This window comes from Pseudomonas sp. B14(2017) (assembly GCF_002113255.1).
GTDB classification, from domain to species: Bacteria; Pseudomonadota; Gammaproteobacteria; order Pseudomonadales; family Pseudomonadaceae; genus Aquipseudomonas; species Aquipseudomonas putida_Z.
Map to the genome: position 1 here is coordinate 109,814 of NZ_NEJY01000003.1, position 20,068 is coordinate 129,881.

19 protein-coding genes are annotated in these 20,068 nt (G+C 61.4%); 10 read left to right on the top strand and 9 right to left on the bottom strand.

The genetic code is table 11. The features are described 5' to 3' along the window. The first annotated feature begins 142 nt into the window (after positions 1–142). Positions 143–376 (top strand): PLDc N-terminal domain-containing protein, encoded by a 234-nt coding sequence (locus tag CAG34_RS03930; protein ID WP_085588123.1) that lies wholly within the window; start codon positions 143–145, stop codon positions 374–376. 288 nt (positions 377–664) lie between these two features. Here the strand turns inward: CAG34_RS03930 and CAG34_RS03935 are convergent, their stop codons facing one another. Continuing rightward, on the bottom strand, positions 665–1,885 hold the full coding sequence (locus tag CAG34_RS03935) for a zinc-dependent alcohol dehydrogenase (protein WP_075045504.1): 1,221 nt from the start codon (positions 1,883–1,885) through the stop codon (positions 665–667). 226 nt (positions 1,886–2,111) lie between these two features. Between CAG34_RS03935 and CAG34_RS03940 the strand changes: the two genes are divergently transcribed. Then, positions 2,112–2,807 (top strand): DUF2238 domain-containing protein, encoded by a 696-nt coding sequence (locus tag CAG34_RS03940; RefSeq protein ID WP_085588125.1) that lies wholly within the window; start codon positions 2,112–2,114, stop codon positions 2,805–2,807. 361 nt (positions 2,808–3,168) lie between these two features. Then, positions 3,169–3,654: a glycine zipper domain-containing protein gene (locus CAG34_RS03945; RefSeq protein ID WP_085588127.1), complete on the top strand. Its 486-nt coding sequence runs from the start codon at positions 3,169–3,171 to the stop codon at positions 3,652–3,654. Between the two features lie 144 nt (positions 3,655–3,798). Here the strand turns inward: CAG34_RS03945 and CAG34_RS03950 are convergent, their stop codons facing one another. The 6 genes from CAG34_RS03950 to CAG34_RS03975 form a co-directional block, all read right to left on the bottom strand. Further along, the gene (locus tag CAG34_RS03950; protein ID WP_085588129.1) at positions 3,799–4,158 is read right to left on the bottom strand and encodes a cupin domain-containing protein; all 360 of its coding nucleotides are present in this window, start codon (positions 4,156–4,158) and stop codon (positions 3,799–3,801) included. Next, positions 4,155–4,748 carry a GNAT family N-acetyltransferase gene (locus tag CAG34_RS03955; RefSeq protein ID WP_178080707.1) on the bottom strand — a complete coding sequence of 198 codons (594 nt, stop codon included), beginning with the start codon at positions 4,746–4,748 and terminating at the stop codon, positions 4,155–4,157. Before CAG34_RS03955 ends, CAG34_RS03950 begins: the two co-directional genes overlap by 4 nt. Positions 4,749–5,283: 535 nt before the next feature. Then, entirely contained in the window at positions 5,284–6,537 is a 1,254-nt protein-coding gene (gene arsJ / locus CAG34_RS03960) for an organoarsenical effux MFS transporter ArsJ (protein WP_085588133.1), read from the bottom strand. Positions 6,538–6,546: 9 nt separating this feature from the next. Then, positions 6,547–7,551, bottom strand: a complete 1,005-nt coding sequence (locus tag CAG34_RS03965; RefSeq protein ID WP_085588135.1) for an ArsJ-associated glyceraldehyde-3-phosphate dehydrogenase — start codon at positions 7,549–7,551, stop codon at positions 6,547–6,549. 23 nt (positions 7,552–7,574) lie between these two features. Beyond that, complete coding sequence (gene arsH / locus CAG34_RS03970) at positions 7,575–8,291, bottom strand: arsenical resistance protein ArsH (protein WP_085588137.1); 717 nt, start codon at positions 8,289–8,291, stop codon at positions 7,575–7,577. A gap of 30 nt (positions 8,292–8,321) precedes the next feature. Next, positions 8,322–8,678 (bottom strand): metalloregulator ArsR/SmtB family transcription factor, encoded by a 357-nt coding sequence (locus CAG34_RS03975; RefSeq protein ID WP_025339501.1) that lies wholly within the window; start codon positions 8,676–8,678, stop codon positions 8,322–8,324. Positions 8,679–9,103: 425 nt separating this feature from the next. Between CAG34_RS03975 and CAG34_RS03980 the strand changes: the two genes are divergently transcribed. The 3 genes from CAG34_RS03980 (at position 9,104) to tcuB (ending at position 12,789) form a co-directional block, all read left to right on the top strand. Further along, positions 9,104–10,024 carry a LysR family transcriptional regulator gene (locus tag CAG34_RS03980; RefSeq protein ID WP_025339500.1) on the top strand — a complete coding sequence of 307 codons (921 nt, stop codon included), beginning with the start codon at positions 9,104–9,106 and terminating at the stop codon, positions 10,022–10,024. 148 nt (positions 10,025–10,172) lie between these two features. Further along, positions 10,173–11,627: an FAD-dependent tricarballylate dehydrogenase TcuA gene (gene tcuA / locus CAG34_RS03985; protein ID WP_085588139.1), complete on the top strand. Its 1,455-nt coding sequence runs from the start codon at positions 10,173–10,175 to the stop codon at positions 11,625–11,627. Next, the gene (gene tcuB, locus CAG34_RS03990) at positions 11,608–12,789 is read left to right on the top strand and encodes a tricarballylate utilization 4Fe-4S protein TcuB (protein ID WP_025339498.1); all 1,182 of its coding nucleotides are present in this window, start codon (positions 11,608–11,610) and stop codon (positions 12,787–12,789) included. Before tcuA ends, tcuB begins: the two co-directional genes overlap by 20 nt. 60 nt (positions 12,790–12,849) lie before the next feature. Here the strand turns inward: tcuB and CAG34_RS03995 are convergent, their stop codons facing one another. Next, the gene (locus CAG34_RS03995; RefSeq protein ID WP_013972231.1) at positions 12,850–13,743 is read right to left on the bottom strand and encodes a LysR family transcriptional regulator; all 894 of its coding nucleotides are present in this window, start codon (positions 13,741–13,743) and stop codon (positions 12,850–12,852) included. Between the two features lie 147 nt (positions 13,744–13,890). Between CAG34_RS03995 and CAG34_RS04000 the strand changes: the two genes are divergently transcribed. The 4 genes from CAG34_RS04000 (at position 13,891) to CAG34_RS04015 (ending at position 19,097) form a co-directional block, all read left to right on the top strand. Further along, positions 13,891–14,970 carry a 4-oxalomesaconate tautomerase gene (locus CAG34_RS04000; protein ID WP_003256767.1) on the top strand — a complete coding sequence of 360 codons (1,080 nt, stop codon included), beginning with the start codon at positions 13,891–13,893 and terminating at the stop codon, positions 14,968–14,970. Between the two features lie 73 nt (positions 14,971–15,043). Continuing rightward, the gene (gene dctA / locus CAG34_RS04005) at positions 15,044–16,357 is read left to right on the top strand and encodes a C4-dicarboxylate transporter DctA (RefSeq protein WP_025339496.1); all 1,314 of its coding nucleotides are present in this window, start codon (positions 15,044–15,046) and stop codon (positions 16,355–16,357) included. A gap of 123 nt (positions 16,358–16,480) precedes the next feature. Further along, entirely contained in the window at positions 16,481–17,785 is a 1,305-nt protein-coding gene (locus CAG34_RS04010; protein WP_039612843.1) for a CitMHS family transporter, read from the top strand. 58 nt (positions 17,786–17,843) lie between these two features. After that, on the top strand, positions 17,844–19,097 hold the full coding sequence (locus CAG34_RS04015; RefSeq protein ID WP_085588141.1) for an OprD family porin: 1,254 nt from the start codon (positions 17,844–17,846) through the stop codon (positions 19,095–19,097). A 48-nt stretch (positions 19,098–19,145) separates the two neighbouring features. On the opposite strand, the gene CAG34_RS04020 is transcribed toward CAG34_RS04015, so the two are convergent. Continuing rightward, positions 19,146–20,045, bottom strand: a complete 900-nt coding sequence (locus CAG34_RS04020; protein ID WP_085588143.1) for a DMT family transporter — start codon at positions 20,043–20,045, stop codon at positions 19,146–19,148. Positions 20,046–20,068: the final 23 nt, after the last annotated feature.

Consider the following 20,068-nt stretch of genomic DNA (forward strand, 5'->3'; position numbering starts at 1 on the left):
GGATTGGTTCATTGCTTGTGTACCACCCATCAATGGTGGGGAAAGCTTCCTGAACTTTGTTCCGCTTGCTGGCTTCCTCTGGGTAGTAGGGTGGTAGCGCGGGCCACGCGCTGCTGCCGGAACAACCGGAGGAGAAGCGATCATGACCGAGCCTGTGACGTATTTCTGGATCGCGGTGGCGGCGATCATTGTGTTGCTCGATCTGTGGGCCATCGTCAGTGTTCTCCGCAGTGACAAGAGCGATGTGACGAAGGCGATGTGGGCACTGTTGCTGTTGGCGCTGCCCATTGTCGGCCTTGCCATCTGGGGCGTGCTTGGACCGCGTGGAATCAAACGCGGTACTGGGCCGTCGTCGCCTGAACATAGCAAGGGGTAGGAGGGGAAATGAAGAAAGGATCGGAGACACCTCGCGGCGGAACCCAAGGTGAAGAAGAACGGGACAATGATGCGCAGCGTCCTGATGGGTCAACTGGCACGTCCCATGATTCCACTGCGCAGAAAACAGCTCGTGATGAAACGCAACGCAAGCGGTCCGCGTAACCTGTGGGAGCGGCTTTAGGCGCGAAGAATTCACCGCGGTGCATGGCACCGGCTGCGCCGGTGTTCGCGGCTAAAGCCGCTCCCACAGGGTCCCTGCTAATTCAATGAGTCATGGGCAGTTCGATCATCGCTGTATCCCCCCGAATGCATGGTCAGGTCCCAATGTACCGGCGGCAGCGCCCGGCACGAGGATGACCTTGCGGCAGTCGTCTTGCTTCTGGTCGAACAACTTGTAACCCAACGCCGCTTCTTCCAGGGCCAGACGGTGGGTGACGATCAGTTCCGGTTCCAGGCGCCCGGCCTCGATATGTTCGAGCAGTTCAGGAAGGAATTTCTGCACGTGGGTCTGGCCCATCTTGAACGTCAGGCCCTTGTCGAAGGCATCACCGAACATGAAGGCGTGGATAAAACCCGCATAGACTCCAGGCACGCTGACCACGCCGCCCCGGCGCACCGCGGCGATGCTCTGGCGCAGCGCCTTGCCGCTGCTGCCCTCGATTTTCAGCGTGGTCAGTACCGTTTCGGTGGTACTGCCCTTGGCCTCGAAACCGACCGCGTCGATGACGGCGTCCACGCCGCGCATGCCTGGGGTCAGGCGGATGATGCTGTCTGCCGGGTCATCATCCTGCTCGAAGTTGATCGGCACCACACCGTAGGCGTCGCGAGCGAACGCCAGGCGGTAGTCATTGTCGTCGACCATGAAGATCGTCTGGGCGCCCAGCATGCGCGCGCAGGCTGCGCTCAGCAGGCCGACTGGCCCGGCGCCATAGATGGCCACTGTCGAACCGGGGCCGACCTGCGCATTGGTAACGGCCTGCCAGGCTGTTGGCAGGATATCCGAGAGGAACAGCACCTTGTCGTCCGGCAGGGCGGTAGGCACCTTGAACGGGCCGACGTTGGCCTTGGGCACCCGCACGAAATCCGCCTGGCCGCCGGGCACGCCGCCATACAGATGGCTATAGCCGAACAGTGCGGCCCCGGGCGGGATGCCTTTCTTGTTGATGATTGCACCGCGGCCGGTGTTGGTGGTTTCGCAAGCGGCAAACTGGTCGAGTTGGCAAAAGAAGCAGCTGCCGCAGGCGATCACGAAGGGAATCACTACGCGGTCACCGACCTGCAGGTTGGTCACCCCGCGGCCGGTATCTTCGACGATGCCCATGAACTCGTGGCCGAAGATATCACCCGGCTCGGTCTGTGGAATCTTGCCATGGTAGAGGTGCAGGTCGGAGCCGCAGATGGCGGTAGCGGTGACCCGGAGGATGATGTCGTCCTCGTCCTGGATGATCGGGTCGGGGACATTGTCGACCCTGACGTCCTGGGTTCCGTGGTATGTCAGTGCTCTCATTGGTTCATCTCCTGCAGAGGGGGGGCCGGGTGGTCTATGCAGGGGAAGCCAAGGAGGGAGGTAAAGTTCAGGTGGAATCATCCATCGGTAATTTTCAGTGCTACTGGCCCCACCAACATCATGAAGAACTGTCGTTGAGGTGGCATGGCATCAGGTGAAGCCGGCGCCCGGAGGAAACTTTAGCTGCCCTGCGAGGCTCAACCGTGCTCAAGCCGAGCGTAAAACCATGAACAGGAATCCAGCATTGCAAACAAGCTTTGCCCCTTCGGCCACGCCACGCCAAGCCGCGGGCTTGCTGACATCGGCCATGTTGCTGATGCTTGCCTCGGGGGTTGCGCCGCTTGATCGTGCGGATTGGTGGCTCGAAAACGTTTTGCCGCTGGCGCTTCTGCTCACCTTGGCTGCGACCAGCCGTTATTGGCGCTTTTCTCGGCATGCTTACCTGGCAATCGTGGTGATGCTGGCGATTCACGAGCTAGGAGCGCATTTTACCTATGCCAAAGTCCCCTATGACGCTTGGCTGCGTGCGCTTACCGACCACTCTCTGAATGCCTGGATGGGCTGGCAGCGCAACCAGTTCGATCGTCTGGTGCATCTGAGTTACGGCCTTTTGTTCGTCCTGCCGATCAGGGAGCTGCTCCAGCGCCAGGCCCGGTTGCGAGGCGGCTGGTTGGCGTTGTGTACTGTTTCCTTCGTCCTCGCCACATCGGCGCTGTACGAGCTGCTGGAGTGGATAGGTGGCCAATACCTGGGTGATGACCAGGCACAAGCCTTTGTCGCGACCCAGCAAGACCCTTGGGATGCGCAAAAGGACATGGCCTTGGCTTTGCTCGGCGCACTTTTCACCTTGTTGATCCAGTGGTTTGGGTCACGCAAGCTTTGGGGCAGAAGGGTAGTGTGTCTGGAGGACGGGCACGGCTGACGGGGCAGGACTTATCGCTGTGTAGAAGCGGCCTTGTGTCGCGAAAGGGCTGCGAAGCAGCCCCAGGGTTTCGGCGCAGACGCATAAGTTGCTGGGGCTGCTTCGCAGCCCTTTCGCGACACAAGGCCGCTCCTACAAGGCCAGCAGGCAGTATCCAGCGCGATCAGAACTTCAAAAGGCCTCTCCATCACTGGAAAGGCCTTTCGCAATCAGCCTGTGACCAGCGAAAATCCCTAAAGTTTCCGTTGGGAAAACAGTAACTTGGAGAATTTCTCCAAGTCGTGTCACTCGTCGGATTTCCATTGTAAGGCCCTGTGCAGAGCCTCAGGATCGCCTCCGTATCCCTCTGAGGCTTTCACATATGAAGTACTCCTCGATTCTCTTGTTGTCACTTGGCCTGCTGAGCGGCGTTGCGTCGGCAGGCGGCAATACCGGAGCAGGTATAGGTGGCGCATTGGGTGGAGTATTGGGCTCGGTAGTCGGCCAGTCGATCGGCGGCAGCACCGGCTCGGCAATCGGCGCGGGCCTGGGTGGCGCGGCCGGTGGTGCGGTGGGTGCCGACAAGCACAGCCGTGGCGAGGCGGCCATCGGCGGCGCACTGGGTGCAGCTGGCGGTAACGTGGTGGGTCGCCAGATGGGCGGCACCACTGGCAGCATGATCGGCGCAGCAGCCGGTGGCGGTGTGGGTGGTGCCTTGGGCAACCACATGGGCCGGGAATACGATGACGAGAGCGGGCATCGCTATCGTGATTATGACGACGATGACGATGATCGGGGCTGGCGTCGCCACCGCCACGACCGTGGCAATCACTACGGCTGGCGCAACAAACACCGCCACGACGACTGATCCGGCCGAGGCGGTTACGCTGATTCTTTACCTGCTTGGGGCCGCTTTGCGGCCCTTTCGCAACACAAGGCCGCTCCCACAAAGGCTCTGTTCCATGCGCGACAGCGCAGCCATGAGGTAGAGGGCTGTTGTGGCCTGCCGTGCCTAGTTCGCTGGCAAGAGGATCACGAAGTTCTTTTTCATGTCTTCCAGCACGGTCCATTTGCCCTTGGCGCCCGGTTCGATGATGAACGTGTCGCCAGCGGCCAGTTTGACGGGGGCGCAACCCTCAAGCTCGATGACGCAGCATCCACTCAGGACATGGCAGAACTCCCAAACCTTGTAGTCGATGCGCCACGCTCCGGTGCTGGCTTCCCATTCTCCGGAAATGCGACCTTGCTGTTCATCGTGATAGTACTTGGACGTCAGCGTATGAGGGGTGCCTTCCACCACCTCTTCAAAAAAGGGAAGGTCGCGTATCGGTTGGATATCCAGTTCGCGGAACACGGTCAGTTTCTTGTTCATGGCTTTTTCTCGAGCACGTTTTGGTTAGGGCGATACATCAAATAGGCTTCCCCGGTTACGCCCAGCATCGGGTGCGGAACGATCTGGCAGGTTTTAACAATTTGAAAACCGTGACGTTCGTAGAAGCGGCGTGCACCGTGGTTTTCTGCATAATCGATCAGGCATAGCCCATTCAGGCCAGACTCCTCGGCGCGCTGCTGGGCGTGGCGAAGAAACTGGACGCCCAGCCCCTGGCTGCGCCAGGCCTCATCCAGGGCCAGGCTGGATATGTACAAGGTGTCCGGTATTTCCATGTCGGAATAAGGCGCGAGGACCGGGTCTGTCTCGACAGGCCTGTCAGGGGTCTCGCGCAAGGCATAGCTATGCATCATGCCGATGACGCGCCCTTCGAAAGTGGCCATCAGGCAGTTCTTGTAGGAAAAGTCGCCCTGTTCCCTGGCATAGCGAGACGCACCGACGCTCAGCAATGCTTCCCCAGGTGCGGCAAGCTTGCTCCATATGTAATCGGCCATGCCCTCCGATGTCAGTTGAAAGAAGCGCGCAATATCGTGCGCGTCCGAGGCTTGAGCGGGCCTGAAGTCGATAGGCATGTACAGTGCTCCCATGGGACCGGGTGGTCAGTTTTCAAGGATTACGCCTTTGGCAGGGAGGCAGGGTAGGCGGGTTGAACGGTGCCCATCATGCTGTGGGCGAACACCGTCAGCACGGTGTGCGACGCTGTCCCATGCGCAAAGACAGGTTGCCGTCTGATGGCTCAGGCCTGGGGAATCGATCGTGCAGTTACCGGAGGTGGTTAGGCGAGAAACGGGCGATGTGTACGCCCATGGCGGGAGGGCCGGAAACAGAGCAGGGGGTGAACCCCGTATGGAGGTCGTATGTCACGAAAGGCAGCTACCGGCCCACGGCGGACACTGATCCAAAGCTCTGTAAGTCAGTACCGGCCTCATCGCCGGCAAGCCGGCTCCCACAGGAATATCACCAGCCTTCAGGTATGCGCTGTACCTGTGGGAGCCGCGCTTGCCGGCGATGGGCCGCGAAGCGGCCCCGGTTACAGATTTCCGCTATGGGTTGTTAGCCGCCATTCGCGACTACGACAGACAAGGAACGATTGTGGGCAGCTGTGGATTACCCCTTTACCTTTTCCTCTTCGCTAGCCTGGAGCACCCCGGCAGCATGCCTTGGCAATGCGATAGAAATCAGGGCAGCCAGCAGAACAAATACTGTGGAGATCCACAGGCAGGCTCCCAGCCCGTAAGCTTGGAATACCCAACCGGAAAGCAGCGTACCGACCAGCCGCCCTAGCGCGTTGGACATGTAATAGAAGCCCACATCCAGCGATACCCCGTCTTCCTTGGCATAGCTGACGATCAAGTAGCTGTGCAGCGACGAATTCACGGCGAACAGCACGCCGAACAGCATCAGCCCGCTCAGTAGCACCACCTGCGCCGACCAGCCTGCCGACAGGCCCAGGGCGATAAGCGCCGGCAGCCCGGCAAGGGCGATCGCCCAGATGAAGGCCGCGCGACCGTCAGGCACATGGCCGCGTTTCTTGCCAGTGATGTGGGGCGCAAGCGACTGGACGATGCCGTAGCCGATTATCCAGGCAGCCAGGAAGCCGCCGACCAGCCAGAAGTCCCAGCCAAAAGCCGTGCTCAGATATACCGGCAAAGCCACGACGAACCAGACGTCACGGGCGCCAAAGAGAAACAGCCGTGCGGCCGAGAGAATGTTGATGGCCCGGCTCTTGGACAGCATGTCGCGGAACTTCGGTTTGGCCTTGGCCTTGCCCAGGTCTTTCTTCAGCAGGATCAGGCTGCCGATCCAGATCAATGCCAGTACCGCCGCCATGGCCAGCACCGCCAGGGTGAAGCCGAGCAGGGCGAGCAGGGCACCACCAAGGAAGAAACCCACACCCTTTAGTGCGTTTTTCGAACCTGTGAGAATGGCTACCCACTTGTACAGGGTGCCTTGCTGGCTGTTCGGCACCAGAAGCTTGATGGAGCTCTTGGCGCTCATCTTGTTCAGGTCCTTGGCGATGCCGGACAGCGCCTGTGTCGCCATCACCCAGGGCACTGTCAGCCAGGCTGCTGGCACCGTGAGCATCAGCAAGGCCAGCACCTGCATGCCCAGGCCGATGTTCATGGTGCGGTTGAGCCCCAGGCGGGCGCCGAGGTAGCCGCCCACCAGGTTGGTGATCACGCCGAACACTTCGTAGAACAGGAACAGCGCCGCAATCTGCAGCGGCGTGTAGCCCAGCGAATGGAAGTGCAGTACCACCAGCATGCGCAATGCGCCGTCGGTGAGAGTGAAGGCCCAGTAGTTGCCGGTAACCAGCAGGTACTGACGCACTTGTGCAGGCAGGGCTGACAACGCCTTCATGATCGCCGGTTACTCCGCTGCGCCGACCAAGCGTGCCAGTTCAGCTGCACGGTTGGCGTAGCCCCACTCGTTGTCGTACCAGGCGTAGATCTTCACTTGGGTGCCATTGACCACCATGGTGGACAGCGCGTCGATGATCGAAGACCGTGGATCGGTGCGGTAGTCGATGGACACCAGAGGGCGTTCTTCGTAGCCCAGGATGTCCTTGAGCGGCCCTTCGGCAGCGGCTTGCAGCAGCGCATTGACCTCGGCAACCGTCGTCTCACGCTCCACCTCGAACACGCAGTCGGTGAGCGAGGCGTTGGCCAGCGGTACTCGCACAGCGTGACCATTCAGCTTGCCGCGCAGCTCAGGGAAGATCTCGGCGATTGCGGTAGCCGAACCCGTGGTGGTCGGGATCAGGCTCATGCCCGAGGCACGGGCACGACGCAGGTCCTTGTGTGGCGTATCGAGGATGCTCTGGGTATTGGTCAGGTCATGGATGGTGGTGATCGAGCCGTGGCGGATGCCCAGGTTTTCGTGAATTACCTTGACCACCGGGGCCAGGCAATTGGTGGTGCAGGAAGCGGCGGTGACGATACGGTGCTGCGCCGGGTCGAACAGCTGCTGGTTGACGCCCATCACCACGTTCAGCGCGCCTTTCTCCTTCACCGGAGCGCAGACCACCACGCGTTTGACGCCCTGATCCAGATAGGCCTGGAGCACCGCTACCGACTTCATCTTGCCGCTGGCGTCGATGACCAGATCACAGCCCGACCAGTCGGTGTCGGCGATCGTCTTGTTCGCGGTGACCTTGATGCGCTTGCCCTCGATCACCATCGAGTCGCCTTCTGCCCGGGCTTCACGCTGCCAGCGGCCGTGGACCGAATCGAAGTTGATCAGGTGGGCGTGGGTCTCGGCGTCCCCGGCCGGGTCATTGATCTGGACGAATTCGAATTCCGGCCAGCCCCAGGACGCGCGCAGCGCCAGGCGACCGATACGGCCAAACCCATTGATGCCTACTTTGATTGCCATGGTCTTGTACTCGAGTTGTGACTTCAGATGGATCGTTGATTGACACGCCTGGACAGTTCCTCGGCCGACTCCTTGCGCTCGGAGTAGCGGTCGACCAGGTAGTCGGCGCGGTCGCGCAACAGCAGGGTGAACTTCACCAGCTCTTCCATGACATCGACGACACGGTCGTAGTACGGGGACGGTTTCATGCGGCCCGTTTCGTCGAACTCCAGGTAGGCCTTGGGTACGGACGACTGGTTGGGGATGGTGAACATGCGCATCCAGCGGCCAAGCACACGCAGCTGGTTGACCACGTTGAACGACTGCGAACCGCCGCATACCTGCATGACCGCAAGGGTCTTGCCCTGGGTCGGCCGTACGGCGCCCATGCTCAGGGGGATCCAGTCGATCTGCGACTTGAACACACCGGTCATCGCGCCATGACGTTCCGGGGAGCACCAGACCATGCCTTCCGACCACAGCACCAGGTCGCGCAGCTGCTTGACCATCGGATGGTCATCCGGCGCGTCATCCGCCAATGGCAGGCCAGACGGGTTGAAGATTCGCGTCTCGGCACCGAAGTGCTCCAGCAGTCGGGCGGCTTCTTCGGTCAGCAGGCGGCTGAAGGAGCGTTCGCGGGTCGAGCCGTACAGCAGCAAGATGCGAGGCTTGTGGGTGGACTGCTGCTCGATCGCCAGTTTCTCGGCTGTCGGCAGATCGACCAGGTCGTTGTCGATGTTGGGAATGGGGTGTTCGGTCATGGTTTCACTCTGCAGGGCAGTGATGGATGGTCAGCAGCAGGTAGCCACGCGCTGAGGGCGGTCACCCATGGTGTCCAGTCGTTTGGCGCTGGTGCTCAACCATTCGCGATTGGCCCCCAGCGTTGTTACCAGGACATCGCGTACCCAGGTGGGCAGTTCTGGATGCAGGCGGTAGTAAACCCACTGGCCCTGACGGCGGTCTTCCAGCAGGCCACAGGTGCGCAGTTGTGCGAGGTGGCGGGAAACCTTGGGTTGGCTTTCTTCCAGGGCGCAGATCAGTTCACAGACGCACAGCTCTTCCTCACGAGCGATCAGCAGCATCATCCGAATGCGGTTCTCGTCGGCGAGGCATTTGAAGACCTGGGTCGGGGTCAGCGAGTCAGTCATGGCAGTTCTCGGTGTTTGCTTTTCATGCTTGATATATATGGTTTTTCAAATATACGATTTTTCGCATGTATTGCAAGGCCTGCCAGATTGATTTCTGCAGACGAAAAGAAGGCCTTGCAGGAGATCGCCCAGCCCTTTGGGCTGCGCTGTCGCGCAGAGAACTCAATTCGCAAGCGCGACGCGGCCTCTGTGGGAGCGGGCGTGCCCGCGAAAATTCAACGCGGTGGTTGGCACCGGCTGCGCCGGTGTTCGCGGGCACGCCCGCTCCCACAGAGGCCCTGCTCAATCATCCAGCTATATGCAGTTCCATGAGGGCGGGCCAGTCCGTTCCACCGTAGCGTCCTGTCGATCAAGGCTTGACCGCCCACGCTGTGCAAATACGTTTAACATGCTCCAGGCCTGCCCCCATCGTTGAAGAGATCTGTATGGAGTTACGTCAGCTTCGCTATTTCCTGAGTGTTCTGGAGTACGGCAGCCTTGGCAGGGCGGCGGTCGAGCTCGGGGTCGGCGCCTCCGCACTGAGCCAGCAACTGTCGAAGCTGGAGAGCGAGGTGAGTACCCGGCTTTTGACGCGTTCGAGCACCGGCGTAGCGCCGACCGCGGCCGGACTGGCCTTCGAATACCATGCGCGTCTTGCGCTTCGTCAGGCGGAGCATGCTGTCCTGGCGGCACAAAGTGGTCGCATGAGCGGCTATGCCAGCGTGGGGCTGGCACCGACCACTGCATCGATCCTTGGCTTGGCGTTGATCGACAGGATGCGCGAACGCTATCCCGACATCCGGCTGCACCTGGTGGAGATGCTGTCTGGTTATCTGATGAACCAACTCAATGCCCGGCACCTCGACCTGGCGGTGCTGTTCCAGGCAGAGACGGGGCCGCGGCTGGAGGTACGGGCGCTTCTGACGGAGCGGCTGTTCGTGCTGGTTCCCGCGCCACTGGTCAAGGACGGCTGGGGCGAGTCGCTCACGTTGCAACAGATCGCGACGCTGCCGTTGGTTATGCCAAGCACGCAACACGGTCTGCGAACGACGTTGCGCTCGATTTTCGAGCGGGCAGGGCTGGAGGCCAGCATCGTCATGGAAGTCGATGGTTTGTCGCTGTTGATGGATTGCGTGTGTGCGGGCCATGCCGCCACCATCCAGCCCGGCGCGACGGTGGCCCGGGCGCATCAGGCGGGCCTGCGCGTGTTTGCCATCGATGAAGCACAGGCGCAGCGTCGCAATGTCATTGTCAGCCTGACCGATGACGAGCTCTCGCCGGCAGCGTTGGCAACGCGGATCGTACTGCAGGAGGTCGCTCGGGATCTGGTGGAACAGGGCCGATGGCCTGGGGCCCGGCTGCTTTGACCCGGATTCTGGGTGCGCTCATCCAGCCCCTTTAGAAAAACTGAATGCCTCCCCCCGACCATCGCGTTTCGCGGTCTGCGGGCGCTCATTAAAGTCCCCGGTCACGAGGAGCAGCCGAACATTCGGCTCTTCGTGATCTGGAGGCGAAATGATCGATGTGCTAGTCATCGGAGGGGGCAATGCCGCCCTCTGTGCCGCGCTGATGGCGCGAGAGGCCGGAGCCAGCGTGCTGCTGCTCGAGGCCGCACCTCGCGCCTGGCGTGGTGGCAACTCACAACACACGCGTAACCTGCGGTGCATGCATGATGGCCCCCAGGACGTACTGCTCGAGGCGTACCCGGAAGAGGAGTTCTGGCAGGACCTGCTGAAGGTCACAGGTGGCCAGACCAACGAAAAGCTTGCGCGCCTGGTGATTCGCGCATCCTCCAGCTGCCGTGGGTGGATGCGCCGGCATGGCGTGCATTTCCAGCCCTCATTGTCAGGTGCGCTGCACACCGCACGGACCAATGCCTTCTTCATGGGCGGCGGCAAGGCGCTGGTCAATGCCTACTTTCGCAGCGCCGAAAACCTTGGCGTACAGATACGCTACGACACACCGGTAGCCAACATTGAACTGCGGGACGGACGCTTCGTTGCGGCCCATGTGCCGGCACGCGAGGTTCAGGGGCGACACCTGCCTGCCGAGCGCATCGAGGCGCGTACCTGTGTGCTTGCCGCCGGCGGCTTCGAGTCCAACCGTGAGTGGTTGCGCGAGGCGTGGGGGCAGAACGAGCGAGGGGAGTGGCCTTCGGACAACTTCCTGATCCGTGGTACGCGTTTCAATGACGGTGTGCTGTTGCGCCGCATGATCGAACAGGGCGCCGACACGATTGGCGACCCGACCCAGGCACACATGGTGGCGATCGATGCCCGCGCACCGCTATACGACGGCGGCATCTGCACGCGCATCGATTGTGTGTCGCTGGGCGTGGTGGTCAACCGCGACGGCCAGCGCTTCTACGATGAAGGCGAGGATTTCTGGCCCAAGCGCTATGCCATCTGGGGGCGCCTGGTGGCGCATCAGCCTGGGCAGGTGGGGTTCTCTATCATCGACCAGAAAGCCCTCGGGCGCTTCATGCCACCGGTTTTCCCGGGCGCCACCGCCGATAGCCTGGAGGCGTTGGCCGGCCTGCTCGGTTTGCCTGTGCAGGCCTTCCTCGAAACCGTGCATGCCTACAACCGAGCCTGCCAGGTGGGCACTTTCGACCACACCCGGCTGGACGACTGTCACACCGTTGGCCTGGAACCGGTGAAAAGCCACTGGGCGCGCCCGATCGATACGCCCCCCTACTACGGCTACCCGCTGCGCCCTGGCGTGACTTTCACCTACCTGGGGCTGCGCACCGATGAAACCGCCGCCGTCCATTTCGACGGGCGTCCCAGCCCGAACCTGTTCGTTGCCGGTGAAATGATGGCGGGCAATGTACTGGGCAAGGGCTACACCGCAGGCGTCGGCATGTCCATCGGCACCGCCTTCGGCCGTATCGCCGGAACCAGCGCTGCTGCGGCGGCGGGTTACGAACATCCAGAAAAAGAGAAGAGCCATGACTGCGCAACTGCCTGAGCCACGCCAGCCTGACACCGCCGGGCCGGCCCTCGAACTGATCCCGGTGTTGAACGTCGAGGAGCAGGAAGTGGACCGGCAAATGCGGATCTGCAATGCCTGCCGTTACTGCGAGGGCTTTTGCGCCGTTTTCCCGGCGATGACCCGCAGGCTGGAGTTCGGCAAGGCAGATATCCATTACCTGGCCAACCTGTGCCACAACTGCGGCGCCTGCCTGCATGCCTGCCAGTACGCGCAGCCCCACGAATTCGCGGTGAACGTGCCCCAGGCGATGGCCAAGGTGCGCGGGCAGACATACGCCGAGTACGCCTGGCCGGCCCTCTTCGGGCGGCTGTACAGGCACAACGGCACCTATGTCGCCAGTGCATTGGCCGTAGCCTTGTCGCTGTTCCTGCTGCTGACCTTGTTCGTCAACGGCACGCTGCTGCCCGGGCGGTTGGCTGGGAATTTCTATGCGGTCTTCCCGCACAACACCCTGGCGCTGATGTTCGGTAGCGTCTTTGTCGCTGCAGGCTTGGCTCTGGCGGTGGCGGTACGTCGCTTCTGGCGTTCGGTCTCGCCTGCCGAGGCGCTGGCGCAACCGGCAAAAGGGGCTGTGCTTGAGGCATCAAGCGCGGCGTTGACCCTGAAATACCTGGACGGCGGGCACGGCCAAGGTTGCAACAACGCCGATGATCGCTACACGCTCTGGCGCCGTCGCTTCCATCACTTCACCTTCTACGGCTTCATGCTGTGCTTTGCCGCCACGGTGGTCGCCACCGGGTATCACTATCTGCTGGGCCAGCAGGCGCCGTACCCGCTGCTGAGCGCACCGGTGTTGCTCGGAACCCTGGGCGGGATTGGCTTGATTGTCGGGCCTGCCGGGTTGCTTGCGCTGAACCTGCGCAGGGCGCCGGAGCAGGGCGATGTGGCCCAGCGCCCCATGGATCGGGCCTTCATCCTGCTTCTGCTGTTGGTCAGCGCCACAGGCCTTGCCTTGCTGGGGCTGCGTGATACCGCAGCGATGGCGATCGTGCTGGCGCTTCACCTGGGGACGGTGATGGCGCTGTTCATCACGCTGCCCTATGGCAAGTTTGCCCATGGCCTGTTCCGCAGCGCGGCACTGCTCAAGTTTGCAATCGAGAAGCGCCGCCCCAACAAGCTGGGCCTGGGCGGGGAGTGAACCATGAACTCAGCCCGTTTTTCCCCTGCGCCGTGCCGAGCCGGAAGCAAGGCATTTCGTTCAACGGTTGGGCCACTTGTCCAGCAGGATCGACACGAACTTCTCCGCTGCCGGCGACAGCGACGCCCCTCTGCGGTAGACCAACCCCAGGGTGCGGGTTACCTGGGGCTCGATCAGCGGCACGCTGACCAGCGTCGGGTGGTCGGCGCTGGGCATGGCCAGGCTGGGCATGGCCGACACGCCCAGCCCGGCCTCGACCATGCCCAGCGAGGTGGACAGGTGCTGGACCTCGTAGAACCACTTGGGCCGCAGGTTGAGACCGGACAGGGCATGGTCCAGCAGCATCCGGTTACCGCTGAGCCGGCCTACGCCGATCAGGCGGTAGTCGGCCAGTTCTGTCCAGGTGACGGCCTCACGGTTCGCCAGCTTGTGGTCCCTGCGGCAGGCCAGCACGAAGTGCTCCTGTACCAGGGAGACGAACTCGATGTCCGGGTGCTGGCCGCTCATCATGTTGATGCCGAAATCGGCTTCACCGCGCAGTACGGCTTCGAGCCCGTCGTTGGCACTGAGGTCCAGCAGACGAATGCGGATCTTGGGGTATTGCTCGTTGTAGTCACGGATCACCGACGGCAGGAAATAGAACGCTGCAGTCGGAATACAGGCGAGGGTTACCTGACCGGTCTGTCGTTCTGCGAGTTCGCGAATGCTCAGGATCGAGTCTTCGAAGTCATCCAGCAGGCGCCTTGCCTTGGGCAGGAAGTCACGCCCGACGCTGGTCAGGCTGACGCGACGAGTAGTGCGTTCCAGCAACGAAGTGCCCAAGCCTTCCTCGAGCTTCTTGATCCGCCGGCTCAAGGCGGGCTGCGACAGGTGCAACGCTTCTGCGGCTTCGTGGAAGCTGCCGAGTTCGGCGATTTTCACGAAAGATCGTATGTCTTGCAGCTCATATTCCATCTCGGATCGCTCTTGGCAGTCAGTTCTGAATTGATGCTTGGATCGCAATAATAGCTACGATATTTGCATTGGATTGATTTATCCATCCCTGTCAATCTTTTGTCCACAGCATCAATGATGTCCATTGATCAACAAGAGTGCGAAATCATGCAACGAATTCCTTGCGTACTCATGCGCGGTGGCACCTCCAAGGGCCCCTTTTTCCACGCATGGGACCTTCCTGCCAATGTGGTCGAACGCGACGAATTGCTGATCAACCTGATGGGTTCCGGGCATGAACTGGAAATCGACGGCATCGGTGGCGGTAGCCCGCAGACCAGCAAGGTAGCGATTGTCAGCCCCTCGCTGCATGCCGACGCCGACGTCGACTACCTGTTCGTGCAGGTTATGGTCGCCCAGCGCCGGGTCGATACCGCGCCCAACTGCGGCAACATGCTGTGCGCCGTTGGCCCGTTCGCCATCGAGCAAGGTCTTGTCAAAGGTCAGGACGGCAAGACGCTGGTGCGTATTCGCAACCTCAACACCGGCACTTTCGTCAATTCGCTGGTGGAAACCCCCGGCGGCATCGTGCGCTATGAAGGCCGCACGGCGATCGATGGCGTACCGGGCACTGCCGCTCCGGTGCACCTGACCTTCCTCGACGCGGTCGGCAGCAAGACCGGCAAGCTGTTCCCGACCGGCAAGGCCAAGGATGTGATCGACGGCGTTGCGGTCACCTGCATCGACATGGCCATGCCGATGATGGTGGTGGAGGCCAGCCAGCTGGGCGTCACCGGCTCGGAATCCCCGGCCGAACTCGACGCCAACGGCGAACTGCTCGAGCGCCTCGAGGCGTTGCGGCTGAAAGCCGGCAAGGCCATGGGCCTGGGTGATGTCAGCGGTATGGTCATCCCCAAGCCTGTTCTGGTGTCCAAGCCCCGTTATGACGGCACGTTGCAGGTCCGCTACTTCATGCCGCACAACTGCCACCGCGCCTTGGCCATCACCGGAGCGATAGGGCTGGCGACTGCCTGCGTCAGCCCAGGTACGGTAATCGGCGAACTGCTGGGCGAGGGCGCCGAGCAACTGGCCGAGGTACGCCTGGAACACCCAAGCGGCGGTATCGATGTCGCGCTGTCACGCAGCGGCGCCGATGGCAAGACGATTCAGGCCTCTGTGGTGCGAACCGCCCGGCGGCTGTTCTCAGGCTTCGTTTACGCGCCTACATTCCGCAGGTTGGCGGGGTAGGCCCAGGCGGTAGTCCAGACCTGTACATTCGCAACAAGCGCATCCGCACAATTTCAACAATGGGTGATGCCTCATGAGACTCGCCAAATCGCTGTACTTCCAGATCCTCTGCGCCGTCCTGCTGGGCGTGGTGGTCGGTCACTTCTGGGCGCAACAGGCCGTTGCGCTCAAGCCCCTGGGTGATGCGTTCATCAAGCTGATCAAGATGATGATCGCGCCGGTGGTCTTCTGCACCATCGTCACCGGTATCGCCGGGATGACCGACAAGCGCTCCCTCGGGCGTTTGATGAGCAAGACCTTGCTGCTGTTCCTGGTATTGACCGTCATCAGCCTGATGATCGGCCTGGCAGCGGTTTACCTGTTCCGCCCAGGTGTCGGCATGAACATCGACCCTGCCACGCTAAGCACCGCGGGGCTCGGCCAGTACGCCGCGTCTGCGGCAAAGCTCAGCGTGGTCGACTTCTTCATGCACATCATTCCCGACACCTTCATCGGGGCGTTCAACAAAGGCGAAGTGTTGCCGGTGCTGTTCATCGCGGTGCTCAGCGGTTTTGCCCTGTCGTCCATGGGCGAGAAGGGCAAGCCGGTACTCGATGTGCTGGAGTCTGCCTCGACCATGGTGTTTCGCATCTTTGGCTACCTGATGCGCTTCGCCCCGGTCGGCGCCTTCGGTGCACTGGCCTTTACCGTCGGGCAGTACGGCGTGACGTCCCTGGGGGCACTGGCCAAGCTGGTCGGTACGCTCTACATCGCCTGTGCGTTCTTCGTGCTGGTGGTGCTCGGTGGTATCTGCCGTGCTCACGGCTTCAGCCTGTGGAAGCTGCTGCGCTATTTCCGCGAGGAGTTTCTGGTGGTGCTCGGCACCTCGTCCACCGAGCCCGTGCTGCCGCGCATGCTGGAGAAACTGGAGAAATTGGGCTGCAAGAAAGGCGTGGTCGGGTTGGTATTGCCAACCGGTTACTCCTTCAACCTCGACGGTACAGCCATCTACCTGTCGTTGGCGGCAGTCTTCATCGCTCAAGCCTGCAACATCGACCTGAGCCTGGGCCAGACGGTGACGATGCTGGCGATCATGCTGTTGTCGTCAAAAGGCGCAGCGGGTGTGACCGGCAGTGGCTTCGTTGCGCTGGCTTCGACCTTGACCGTCATTCACGACATCCCGTTGGCAGGGCTTGCCTTGCTGATCGGCATCGATCGCTTCATGTCCGAGGCGCGTGCCCTGACCAGCCTGGCCAGCAACGCCGTGGCCACCGTGGTCATCTCGCTGTCGGAAAATGCCTGTGAACGGGAAACCTTGCTGCGCCGCCTGAACGGCATTCCGGCTGCACCGGACGAGGCCGATATTGCGCAGGCCGACTGGTCTGCCGAGCCTCGGCATCACAGCTGAAAGCCTCTTCCATCTCCCATTGTTGACTTAAAATCCCACTCAGCATCCTAGCGATGCCGAGTGGGGTAGGGGGCCGTCTGCCTTGCCGATGGCCGCAATAGAATAAAAACAAGAGAAAAGACCATGCTCGCACTCCTGGGCCTGATCATGGTGGTGACCTTCACCTACCTGATCATGAGCAAACGCCTGTCGCCAATCGTTGCGCTCACCGTGGTACCCATTGTCTTCGCCGTGATCGGTGGCTTCGCCCCCGAACTGGGCAAGATGATGCTCGATGGCTTGAAAATGGTGGCGCCCTCGGCAGCGCTGTTGCTGTTCGCCATCCTGTTCTTCGGCCTGATGATCGATGCCGGCCTGTTCGACCCGCTGATCCGCAAGATCCTCAAGCGCGTCAATGGCGACCCGGTCAAGATCGCCATCGGTACCGCGCTGCTGTCGCTGCTGGTGGCGCTCGACGGTGACGGCACCACCACCTACATGATTACCTGCGCGGCCATGCTGCCGCTGTACAAGCGCATCGGCATGAACCCGATGATCCTGGCCACGGTATCCATGCTGTCGCTGAGCATCATGAGTGGCATGAGCCCTTGGGGGGGGCCGGCCACCCGGGCCATTGCCGCGCTCGGGCTGGATGCGACCGAGTACTTCATCCCGATGCTGCCGACCGTGATCGGCGGTGCGGCCTGGGTGGTGTTCACCGCCTTCCTGCTGGGCCGTGCCGAGCGCCGACGCATCGGCAACATCGCCCTGGAGTCGGGTGGCGGCAACTGCTACATCAAGGAAATCCTCGGCGAGAGCCCACATAAGCGCCCACGCTTGGCGTATGTGAACCTGGTGCTGGTGATTGCCGTCATGACGGCGCTAGTGATGGGCGTCATGCACTCCGCTCTGTTGTTCATGATCGGTTTCGTCGCGGCGCTGATGATCAACTACCCGCAGCTGGATCTGCAGAAAGAGCGCATCCTCGCCCACTCCGGCAACGCCATGACAGTGGTACTGCTGGTATTCGCCGCAGGCATCTTCGCGGGGATCTTCTCGGGCACCAAGATGGTCGATGCACTGGCGCAGACCCTGGTCGACTGGATTCCCGAGGCTTGGAGCCACTGGTTCCCGCTGGTGGTGGCGCTGACCAGCATGCCGCTGACCTTCGTACTGTCCAACGACGCTTACTACTTTGGCGTGGTGCCGATCCTTGCCAACGCTGCGGCCGCCTACGGCATCGACCCGGTTGAAATCGCCCGCGCCTCGGTGCTGGGGCAGCCGGTGCACCTGATGAGCCCGCTGGTGGCCTCGACCTTGCTGCTGGTGGGCATGGTCGATCGCGACATCGGCGACTTCCAGAAGGCCACCGTGAAATGGGCGGTGCTGACATCACTGGTCATCACCGCACTGGCCTTGGTCACGGGTGCCTTGTCCTTCTTCGTCTGATCTGCCTCGGGCGCTGCTGGCGCCCACCTCATCCAAGAACAACAACAGAGTATCGAAAATGTCCCGAACTGTTTTCCGTGGGGCCACCTGTGGCCTGCTCTGCGGCTGGCTGCCTGTGGCCGGCGCTGCCGGATTCATCGACGACGGCAAGCTCAAGCTGCAGCTGCGCAACGTTTACTTCAACGAAAACTTCCGCGACGAACAAGGCATGAGCGCCCGCGCTGCTGCAACTGCAAAGAGCGAGCGTGTGGAATGGGCACAGGGTTTTCTGCTCGACTACCAATCAGGGTTCACCCAAGGCCCGCTGGGGCTGGGGCTCGATGCCCTGGGGCTTGTAGGCGTACGGCTCGATTCGGGCCGCGGGCGCAGCGGTACCGGCTTGCTGCCGGTGCATGACGATGGCCGTGCCGCGGACGAGTTCGCCAGTGCCGGTGTGACGGCCAAGGCGCGACTGGGGCAGACCATCGTCAAGCATGGCACCTTGCTGCCCAAGACACCGGTGCTGGTGTACAACGATGCGCGATTGTTGCCTCAGACCTACCAGGGTACGCAGCTGACCAGTACCGATGTCGATGGCCTGACCCTGACCGCCGGCCACCTGGACCGCTTCAAGCAGCGGGACTCCTCGGACAGCACCGGTCTGTTCCTCGATGGTTACAGTGGCGGCGAGTCAGGCGATTTCAGCTTTGCCGGGGCCGACTATGCCATCAGCAAGCAGCTGCGCTTGAGCTATTTCCACGGCCAGCTCGAACACTTCTATCGGCAGGACTATGCCGGCCTGGTACACGATCTGCCGTTGGGTGGAGGGGTGTTCACCACCGACTTGCGCTATTTCAAGAGCCGCGACAGCGGAGCCGCTCATGGCGGCCAGATCGACAATGACATGTTCAGCGGGCAGCTGTCCTATACCCACTCCGGGCACACTGTCGGTGCCGGTTACCAGGTGCTCGACGGCGAGGCTGGGCTGCCGTACATCAGCGGCGCGACGGTTTACTCGTTCAGTAACGTTGGCATAGGCAAGTTCATCGAGGAGGAAGAGAAAACCTGGATGGCGAGCTACGCCTACAACTTTGCAGCGGCCGGTGTGCCCGGGCTGACCTTCATGGCGCGCTACCTGAGCGGGGACAACGGTCGCTCGGCTGATGCCGGGCTCAGCGAGTGGGAGCGTGACGTGGAGCTTGCCTATGTGGTGCAATCCGGGCCTGTGAAAGGTCTGGGTGTGAAGCTTCGCAACTACGTCTACCGCTCTGACTTTTCCCGAGGGCGCGACAGCAACCGGATCTACCTGACCTACGATATTGCGATCTGGTAATGCGGCCGTGCGAGCATGCATGCCTCGAGGTGCTTGCTCGCACGCGTTTCATGCTTTGGACGGCTGTGGCGCTTTCTTGCCCAGTCGGATCAGCTCATTGGAGAAGCACAGGCCGAAGAGAATCAGCCCGGCCCCCAGGTACAACGTGTCCCGCGGTACTTCATTGAGCACCACGAACGCCAGCAGTGCGGCAAACAGCGGCTCGGTCAGCTCCAGCGCCTGGACTTGCGAGGGTTTCAGGTATTCGATGGCCTTGGTGGTACAGAAGAAGCCGAGGATGGTCGGCAACGCGGCCAGCGCCAGCAGTGCCATGACCGCCACCAGCGACAGCTCGCCAATGTTGAACCCATCGGTTGCAGCCGGCATCAGCAGGTAGAGGCTGCCGAAAAACAATAGTTGCCGGGTGAAATGCAGCCCCCCGGAAACGCCCATTCGCTTCATGGCAACCGAAAATGCGCCATAACCGCAGCCTCCGATCGAAGCGAGCACTGCACCTTCCAGCGTAAAGCCTTGTTCCAGGTCGGCGCCAAAAATCACGGCAATGCCAGCTATGGTCAAACCGGCGCCTACCGTCGCGTTGGCGGTGATCGGGTCCTTGAGAACTATTCGCCCCAGTAATATCGAAGATATGGACGCGCTTGCCATCAGGATCACCACGACGCCTGCCGCGGCGTAATGGCTATAGGCCGAGGTTTCAAAGTGGAACAACACAAAAATGCCGAGAAATGCGCAAACGGCAGCATGGAACCACTTGGCCGTATGCAGGGGCCGCTTTAGAAACAGGAGCAATGCTGACAGCAACAGGCAGCCGAGGACTGTTTTTATCAGGGCGATGCTGCTGGAGCTGAATCCACTGTTCATCAACACTTTGCTGAGTACGCCGATCGTTGCATTCAATGCAGCGGCGCAGAGTGCAAAGAGTACGCCTTTGCCGAAATGAGATTGCATTTGTACATTCCTTGTTATTGGCT